Below are 8,388 nucleotides of genomic sequence, written 5' to 3' on the forward strand. Positions count from 1 at the left end.
ACCCAGTACGCCACCCTCGACGTTCCGCTCGATATCGACCTCACCCCGGATACCGTCGTGATCTCCGGTCACGGCGCCGGTCTGCGCGCTGAACTCGCCACCCTGCCCACGGTGGCCGAACCCACCGCCGAATCCCGCTGATTCGGCAGCGCATCGGCAGCAACTGTCGGTTTCTTGACATGTTCGGCCAGCCGCGCCGGTACGGTCGCGATCGTCAGATCCTCGGGAACGACCGTATCCAGTTCGGACCAGCGCAGCGGGGTGGACACCTGCGCGCCGACCTTCGGCCGCGCACACCACGCTCCGAAAACGGTTTTGTGCGGGGCATTCTGGTTGTAGTCCACGAAGACCCGCCGGCCGCGTTCTTCTTTCCACCAGTGGGCGGTGATCTCGTCCGGATACCGGCGCTCCAGTTCCCGGGCCAGCGCCACCGCGGCGGCACGGACCTGGTAACCGTCCCAGCGCGGTTGCAGTGCGATATACAGGTGCAGGCCGCGCGAGCCCGAGGTTTTCACCCACGTCTCGATGCCGAGTTCGGTGCACAGTTCGCGGGTGCGCAGGGCCGCGGATCGCAGTTCACCGAAGCCGATACCGGGTGACGGGTCGAGATCGATGCGCAGTTCGTCGGCGATCTGCAATTCCGTGGCCTGGTTGGGCCAGACGTGGAAACCCAGGCAGCCCTGGTTCACCGCCCACAGCACATGCGCCATATCGTGTGCCACCAGTGCGTCGCTGGTGGTGCCGTTCGGGGTGGATACTTCGACGGTGTGCAGCCAGTCCGGCGCCGATTTCGGCACCCGCTTCTGGAACCACGATTTCCCCGACGCCCCGTCGGGATAGCGTTCCAGCAGTAGTGGCCGTCCGCCGTTGACGCGCAGGAAGGCCTCGGCGACGCTCTGGTAATAGCGCACCAGATCGAGTTTGGTCTCGCCGCGCCGCGAGAAATACACCTTGCCGGGGTTGCTGATGGCCAGCACCCGCCCCGCGACCTCGATGTCGACGGATTCGCTCATTTCGCCACCGGGGTTCCGAAGATTTCGTGCAGTTCGGCGGGCGCGACTTCCTCGAGCTGGGCGTAGGTGCAGGATTCGGGAGTGCGGTCGGCGCGGAACCGGACCAGCCGGCCGCCGTGCCGGAACCGGCCGGACTGCACATGTTCGTACCGGACCTCGGCCACGAGTTCGGTGCGCAGCGGCTCCCAGGACAGGTCCTTGCCGCCGCTCCATCGGCTTATCCCGCCGGGCATCGAACCACCGGACGCGGCCTGCGCCGCGGCATCGGCCCAGTCCCGCCACGGGTGGTTGTCCAGCGCGCGTTCCCGGTAGGGTGCCAGCTCGTCGACCAGCTCTTTCCGGCGGGCGGCGGTGAAACTGCTCGCGACCCCCACGTGATGGAGACCGCCGTGTTCGTCGAAGAGCCCGAGCAGCAGCGATCCGACTCCCGCGCCGTCCTTGTGCCAGCGGAATCCCGCCACCACACAGTCGGCCGTTCGCTCGTGCTTGACCTTGAGCATGACCCGTTTGTTCTGCTGGTACGGCTGATCGTCGGCCTTCACCATCACCCCGTCGAAACCGGCGCCTTCGAACCGGGTGAACCAGTCCCGGGCCAGCGCCGGATCGCCGGTGAGCGGCGTGAGGTGGACCCGGCCGGGTGCGGTATCCAAGATGGATTCGAGCAGGCCGCGGCGTTCGGTGAACGGCGCGGCGCTGAGATCGCGGTCGCCGAGCGCGAGCAGGTCGAAGGCGACGAAACTCGCGGGTGTTTCGGCGGCGAGTTTGGTGACCCGAGACGCCGCCGGATGCAGGCGCTGCTGCAGGATATCGAAATCGAGCCCGTGTTCGGTCACGACGACGATTTCCCCGTCCACCACGCACCGATCCGGGAGTGCCGCCTGCAACAGGTCGGCCACCTCGGGAAAGTACCTGGTCAGCGGCCTGTCGTTACGGGATCCGAGTTCGATTTCGTCGCCGTCGCGGAAGACCACGCAGCGGAACCCGTCCCATTTCGGTTCATAGCTGAGCCCGGGGCCCGGCGGGATCTCGGGCGCGGTTTTGGCCAGCATGGGCCGGACGGGCGGCATCACCGGTAGATCCACACGGTCCTCCTGGGGGTCGATCCTCACCCGTATCGACGTCGCGGCCGACGCCGATTCATCGCCCCCGAGCATAGGAGTTCACGCCGACAACTCGGCGGATCCGCGCGTCAGTCCGTGATCCAGCCCTGCACTCCGGCGAAATCGGTGAGCCGCTCGCGGATCACGACGATCTCCCCGGCCGTGAGGGCGGGGGACGCGTCCAGCAGCAGCTCGGTGACCAGCCGGGTGTATTCGGCGGCGGTGAGCAGGGAACCGCCACCCGCCGGTTCCGGGCGGATTCCGCCAGCCCGCGGTGACCGGAGGTTGATCGCCTTGGGACCCCGGTCGCCCTCGGTGACCTCGAATTCGAAGATCCGTCCCTGGCGCAGTTCGTCCTCGCCGAGGCCGATATCGTTGACATGGACGAATACATCCGGTCCACCGTCTTCGGGCCGGATGAAACCGAATCCCCGCGTTCCGTCGAACGACACCAATTTCCCGCTGGCCACCACACCGCTCCTCGCCGCAGTTACGCGGTCACTCTATATCCCGCTTTTCCTCACCGTCGGTGATAAGCGCCTTTTGCAGAGAGTTGAACACGGTGAGCCCCTGCCCGACCATGCCGTTGAGCAGCTCGCCGACCCCGTCGGGCCCGTTGAGCACGGTCAGATTCGCATTCGACAATCCGCGCGCGGCCTGTTCCACGATCAGCGGCAGCTGTTCTATCAGCATCTGGTCGAGCGCGATCCGGTTGTTCGACGCCGCGGCCTCCGCCTGGATCCGGGTCCGGTTCGCTTCGGCCTCGGCCAGGATCCGGACCCGGTCGGCCTCGGCCTGCGCGGGTTTGACCACTTCGGCCTGCAGCTGCTGTTCGCGCAGGTCGGCTTCCTTACGGGCCTGCGCCGCCTGTGCGCTGAGCACCTCCTGCTGGGCCAGCGCCGCGGCCAGCGGTCCGGCCGCGGCCGCTTCCGCCTCGGCCTTGTCGATATCGCGCTGGTAGCTCGCTTTGAGGATCGAGGTCTCCCGCGAGTACTCGGCCTGTTTGCGCAGCGATTCCTGCTCGGCTTCGGCTGCCCGTTGCGCCGCCTGCGATTTGGCGATCTGGGCGTCGCGGTGCACGGCGGCGTTGTGCGGGGCGGCCAGAGCCGAGATATAGCCGAGGTCGCCGTCATCGATGGACTGGATCTGGAACGAATCGACCCACAGGCCGATATTGCTCATCTCCACCTTCGAGGCCACCAGCACCTCGTCGGCCAGGCGCTGGCGTTCGCGGATGATCTCCTCGACCGTCATCGAGCCCACGATCGACCGCAGATGGCCGGAGAAGATGCGCCCGGTGAGCACCGACATCTCCTGCTCCTGTTCGGAGAGGAAACGCTGCGCGGCATTCACGATCGAGGCGGTATCGTTGGCGACCTTGAAGGCGATAACCGCACGCACCTGCAGCTGAATGGCCTGTTTGGTGACGCAGCGTTCGGAGATCTCGGCCTCGAACATGGCCAGCGACAGATACCGGACCTTGCGGAAGAACGGCATCACCCAGGTGCCGCGCCCGATGATCACCCGGAACGGGGTGGCGTCGCTGCTCTTGGCGCCGCTGACCAGCATTGCCTCGTCGGGATCCGGGACGTGATAACCCAGCACGGAATGACTCCTCGTCTTCGTCTACTCGGATGCCGGGTCCGGAGCGAGGGGTATCCAGGGCACGACCTCGGCGATACGGCCGGAATCGACCGCGATGACCAGCACGGTGCTCCCGGCCGCAATGGCTTCGGTCGACCGCGCGATGTAGCCTTCGGTTCCCCCTCGGACGGCGACCAGGACCTCACCCAGCATCCCGGGGCCGCGGATCGGCGAGATCAGCTTACCCGTCGACCCGACGACTTCGTCCTGCAATTGTTCCCAACCTCCAAGCCCTGCGGTGGTTTCCGCCTCCGTGCGGTTATTGGTAGAGCGTGCGGTAGGCGCCGAGCATCGCGACCAGATGATCGACGATCTCCTCGCGGGTCGCCCGCAACGATCCGTTCAACCAGGCCGAGAACATTCCGGCGTTGCCGCTGGCCATGGTGACGGCGGCGAGCCGGCGCCGCACGGGATCGTCGATCCGGGCGAAGAGATGGTCCTGGATGAGCCGGGTGAAGGCGGGCATCACCGAGATGGTGGTCTGGCCGAGCCCGGTGCTGGAATAGGGTTCGACCAGGAACAGCCGCGATTTCCGGGGGTCGGCGAGCACCTTGTCCACCAGCGCCTCCGACAGCGCCCGATCGCGGGAGGAATCGTCGGCAACCGCGAACGCGGTCATCGGTTCCAGGAAATCCTCGGCCGTCTGCCGGTAGAGCACATCGAGCAATTCGTCGCGGCTGGTGAAACTTTCGTAGAAGTATCGGTCGGTGAGATTGGCCCGGCGGCACACCGCCCGCATGGTGACCCCGGCCGCGCCGGCCTCACCGATCAGATCGAGCGCCGCCTCGAGCAGCGCACTGCGCCGTGCCTGCCTGCGCTCCGAAAGCGTGGTGCCACCCCAGATCCGAGGCCCGCCGTCGTCCGATCGCTGGTCTGCATGCACCCGTCCACAGTAATCTGCCGCCGCATGCCACCCGGCCGGGTGGGTCGCGGGCAACCGTCCCCCGCCGATCGGCAGATGAACCCCCGGCGGCGGTCAGGAATTTGCAGCAGGCCCCGGCGGCCGGGCGATCAGTACGGCGCGACCCCGGTCGAGATCGATCCGATCCCGCGGTGGTGCACCGTCGCTGTGGTCCGCACGGAGCATGGACTGCGCCGCCCGCTGGTCCAGTTCACGACGTTTACTGCCATACCAGAAGGCTGTGATCTCCTCGACCCCGGCCGCGGCGAGCCGGGTGGAGGTATGTCCGGCCGTCTCTCTCCCGGTTTTCGGGAAGCGGGTGTAGACCCATCGAATCGCGGCCGCCGCACCCAGCAGCATCATGAACCCCGGCGCACCGAAGAAGAGGAGTTCCACGGCTTCACGATAGCCCTCGGCCGCGGTCGGCGAGCCGAGCGAGGCAGCGGGCGCACAGCGCAGCCGGGCTGCCCGGCGACGAACTCGTCCACGCTGCGGACACGACGCGGACAGCGGAACCTCGTCGTCACGGCCGGTCGAGCCGGTCTCGACATCCATGTTGCCGGGGTGGTGACCACCGGGCGCCGGACCACACGTGTCCGCTTTGCGGCAAATGTCCAGCAGCTATCGTGAGACGCATGGTCTTGTTCGCTGTGCTGCTGCTCGCCGCATTCGCCGCGCTGACCGGATCGGTGCTCTCCGGGGCCGCGACCGGGTTCGATACGGCGATACACGAATGGTTTCTCGGCTTACGGGACGAAACCCTCACCACCGGTGCGGTGGTGATCACGCACGCCGGTGGATCGGCGGTGATGTGGGTGCTGGCGCTGGCGGCCTGCGCTGGGTTGCTGTGGCGTGGCAGACGGGCCGATGCGGTACTGGTAGCGGGCGTGGGCGCGGCCGCCGCGGTGCTGGTACCGGTGTCCAAGAATCTGATCGGCAGGGCACGCCCACCCTTGAACGACCGGCTGGTCGCGGTCGACAGCCCGGCGTTCCCGTCCGGGCACAGTACTGGTGCGGCGGCGGTGACGGGTGTCCTGGCGGTGCTCTGCTACCTACGGTTCCGCCATCGGATCGCGGCGCGGATCACGGTGGTGCTCGCCGCGGTGTTCGTGGGCCTGGTCGGCCTGTCCCGTGTCTATCTGGGGGTGCACTGGGCGACCGATGTCGTGGCCGGTTGGTCGCTCGGTGCGCTGCTGGTGACGCTCGGTGTGCTGGCGCACCGTCGGGCCGGTGGGACCGCACGACCCGGCGGCACCGTCTCCGCGGATCCGGCCGGTACCCGCCCACTCGCGGAGGCGGTGTCCGCACGCGGTACTGCGGGCTGACCGCCGGCTACCCGCGTTCCAGCTCCAAGCCGGCTGCCCGCCAGCCCGCGACCCCACCGTCGAGACTGAAGGCGTGGTGCCCGGTCTGCTGTGCGGTGGCGGCGAACTGCCGCGAGATTTCGCCGGTGGGACAGGTGAACACCACCGGATATGCCCTGGAAAACGGCGTACCGTGCGTGAACAGATCCGTGAGACGGTCGTCGGGGATATTGATCGCACCCGGTATATGCGCGATGCGGTAGGCCATCGCGCCGCGGGTATCGACCACCACGGTGTGCCGTGCCCGGATCATCTCGGCGAGCTCGGCCGGACCGAGCACCGCGGCCGCGGCGATATCCGCAGGATCGGGTGCCCGGTCCCCGGTATCGCTGCCGAACAGCTCCGGGCGCCGCTGCCGGATATAGGACAGATATGGTTCGAGCCGATCGCACACGATGACCACGGCGACCACCGGCGATCCGCCACGGCCGGGTCGCGCGAGGATCTCGCGGGCGGCAGCGTAGGCTGCGCCACTGGTGGGCCCGGCGAGGATCCCGTAGCCCGTGGCGAGTTCCAGGGTGCCCTCGATCGCCGGCCCGGATTCGACTGTGACGATCTCGTCGTAGAAGTCGGGCTGGAACAATCCGACCTCCCACATCTCTCGTTCCGACCGGATACCGGGGATGAAATCGCCGCGATCGGACACCACGGCCACCGTGCGTAGCTCGGGATGGAATTTGCGCAGGTAGCTTCCCGCGCCACGGCTCGAGCCGGTGGTGCCCAGCCCGCCGATGAGATAGTCGACGCGGTCGATACCGGCGGCGGCGAGGTCTTCGTGGATCTCCCGGCCGGTGCCGTCCTGATGCGCGGCGATGTTCTTCTCGCTCGTGTACTGCGACAGATGGCGGAATCGTTCCGGTTCCGCCGCCATGGCGTGCTCGATCGCGGAATAGACGTCGTTGGGGGTGGTGGGGTCCGGGCATTCGGACAACCCGGGCAGTTCGACGATATCGGTGCCGAGTAACCGCAGCAGATCACGTACCTCGGTGACCTTGATCCGGTTGGTCATGGCCCGCAGTCCGATACCGTGCACCGCCCCCAGGACGCGCAGTGCCTTGGCAGTGTTTCCGCTGGAGGCTTCGATCAGGGTCCGGCTCTCGGCGCGTACGGTATCGAGTTCGTCGCGCAGCATCGCCCAGGCGACCCGGTCCTTCACCGAACCGAACGGATTGTGCGATTCCAATTTCGCATACAGGTCGACGCCGTCGAGCCCGTGTACGGCCGGGTCGAGGCGGAGCAGGGGAGTATCACCGATCAGTTCGGTGATGTGCTGATAGATCGTCACGGGACCTCGGGTGATAGTGATTCGCCGGAAGACGGTGCGGGCCGGAAATCGGCGTCCGCGGTGGCCCGGAAAGTCCCCTCGCGGAACTCGATCGCGACCTTGTTCGCCGGCGCGTGCATGGCGGCCGTCGCGGCCGACAGATCGGAGTGATAGGCGGCCGTATTCGGGAATACGACGAGATCACCCGGCCTGGGTCGCCACGGCAGCCATATCTTGTGTGCCGTGATGAGGTCGCGCTCGAGGCACAGTCGTCCTGCCAGATACACACCCACCGGGTCACCGGGCGGGGCGGGCGGCCGTCCCGGCAGCAGCAGCGGGTCGGCCATCACTTCTTGATCCGCCGGGGTCACCGAATCCCGGCTCAGATCCAGGTGAACGAGCACACTGCCGTCGGCGGCCTCCTTCACGAATTCGACCCGGGACAGCGTGATTCCGGCGTGATCGGCGAGGGCTTTTCCGGGTTCGAGCCAGACCTCCAGTAGGTTGTCGGCCGCGACCCGGCCGATTCCGCGACCGCCGTGCCGTTCGAGCGGTGCGGTCAACAGGTCGGCGAGCATCTCGTCGGCCGCGACGGTATTGGCGTATTTGTGGAACACCGGCGTGCCACGCACCGAGGTACCGTCCACTTGATATCCGAATGTGTTGTCGCCCCAGCTCATCCGGGCACCTCGACCGCTCAGCCCGTCGCGCAGGCGCTGCACATAGTCGTCGAACCGGCGTGCGTCGGCTGTGAAAACCTGCCGGAGGCCACCGCCGATATTCAGGACCGAAGGCACCAGATCCCGGGTATATGCCTGCTCGAGCAGCGCGAAACAGGACTCCGCGGCCCGCAGCCGTTCCGCGATGTCTCCGGTATCGAGATGGAAAGCGAGACCGCGGAAATCGAGCCGATCGCGACTGTCTGCGAGCATATCGAGAGCACGGTCCACCGAACCCACCGGAATACCGAACCGGCTCGGCCGGGAATCCGGGAATCCGCTGACCCGCAGCAGCACCGGGACGGGCGCCTCCGGCCGGGCGAGGCCGGCCAGCGTTTCCAGCTCCCACTGGTTGTCGATATTGACCGTGGCCCCGCTCCCCG

General features: G+C 67.3%; 10 protein-coding genes. 1 reads left to right on the forward strand and 9 read right to left on the reverse strand.

Annotated features, from left to right (window positions below; genetic code table 11):
- Positions 1 to 68: 68 nt before the first annotated feature.
- The 7 genes from ligD to QH195_RS21820 form a co-directional block, all read right to left on the reverse strand.
- Complete coding sequence (gene ligD, locus QH195_RS21790; RefSeq protein WP_280436791.1) at positions 69 to 1,013, reverse strand: non-homologous end-joining DNA ligase; 945 nt, start codon at positions 1,011 to 1,013, stop codon at positions 69 to 71.
- On the reverse strand, positions 1,010 to 2,095 hold the full coding sequence (locus tag QH195_RS21795) for an ATP-dependent DNA ligase (protein WP_280436792.1): 1,086 nt from the start codon (positions 2,093 to 2,095) through the stop codon (positions 1,010 to 1,012). Before QH195_RS21795 ends, ligD begins: the two co-directional genes overlap by 4 nt.
- Before the next feature lie 107 nt (positions 2,096 to 2,202).
- Positions 2,203 to 2,586: a cold shock domain-containing protein gene (locus tag QH195_RS21800; protein ID WP_280436793.1), complete on the reverse strand. Its 384-nt coding sequence runs from the start codon at positions 2,584 to 2,586 to the stop codon at positions 2,203 to 2,205.
- A gap of 25 nt (positions 2,587 to 2,611) precedes the next feature.
- On the reverse strand, positions 2,612 to 3,718 hold the full coding sequence (locus tag QH195_RS21805; RefSeq protein WP_280422157.1) for an SPFH domain-containing protein: 1,107 nt from the start codon (positions 3,716 to 3,718) through the stop codon (positions 2,612 to 2,614).
- A 21-nt stretch (positions 3,719 to 3,739) separates the two neighbouring features.
- Complete coding sequence (locus QH195_RS21810) at positions 3,740 to 3,970, reverse strand: hypothetical protein (protein ID WP_280422158.1); 231 nt, start codon at positions 3,968 to 3,970, stop codon at positions 3,740 to 3,742.
- A 46-nt stretch (positions 3,971 to 4,016) separates the two neighbouring features.
- Positions 4,017 to 4,640: a TetR/AcrR family transcriptional regulator gene (locus QH195_RS21815; protein WP_280422159.1), complete on the reverse strand. Its 624-nt coding sequence runs from the start codon at positions 4,638 to 4,640 to the stop codon at positions 4,017 to 4,019.
- Between the two features lie 93 nt (positions 4,641 to 4,733).
- Positions 4,734 to 5,213: a DUF6191 domain-containing protein gene (locus QH195_RS21820; RefSeq protein WP_280436794.1), complete on the reverse strand. Its 480-nt coding sequence runs from the start codon at positions 5,211 to 5,213 to the stop codon at positions 4,734 to 4,736.
- 80 nt (positions 5,214 to 5,293) lie between these two features.
- Here QH195_RS21820 and QH195_RS21825 point away from each other — a divergent pair, with 80 nt between their 5' ends.
- On the forward strand, positions 5,294 to 5,983 hold the full coding sequence (locus tag QH195_RS21825; protein ID WP_280436795.1) for a phosphatase PAP2 family protein: 690 nt from the start codon (positions 5,294 to 5,296) through the stop codon (positions 5,981 to 5,983).
- A 7-nt stretch (positions 5,984 to 5,990) separates the two neighbouring features.
- Here the strand turns inward: QH195_RS21825 and QH195_RS21830 are convergent, their stop codons facing one another.
- Together QH195_RS21830 and QH195_RS21835 are read right to left on the reverse strand one after the other, a co-directional pair.
- Entirely contained in the window at positions 5,991 to 7,307 is a 1,317-nt protein-coding gene (locus tag QH195_RS21830; protein ID WP_280436796.1) for a pyridoxal-phosphate dependent enzyme, read from the reverse strand.
- Positions 7,304 to 8,388 (reverse strand): decarboxylase (locus QH195_RS21835; protein WP_280436797.1); only part of this gene is annotated, 1,085 nt, incomplete at its 5' end. The genes QH195_RS21835 and QH195_RS21830, both read right to left, overlap by 4 nt.

Source organism: Nocardia carnea (assembly GCF_029868855.1).
Lineage (GTDB): Bacteria > Actinomycetota > Actinomycetes > Mycobacteriales > Mycobacteriaceae > Nocardia > Nocardia carnea_A.

Coding starts and splice junctions, on each gene's coding strand:
- ligD (WP_280436791.1), bottom strand. CDS start 1,013: ATGAGCGAATCCGTCGACATCGAGGTCGCGGGGCGGGTGCTGGCCATC.
- QH195_RS21820 (WP_280436794.1), bottom strand. CDS start 5,213: ATGGATGTCGAGACCGGCTCGACCGGCCGTGACGACGAGGTTCCGCTG.
- QH195_RS21825 (WP_280436795.1), top strand. CDS start 5,294: ATGGTCTTGTTCGCTGTGCTGCTGCTCGCCGCATTCGCCGCGCTGACC.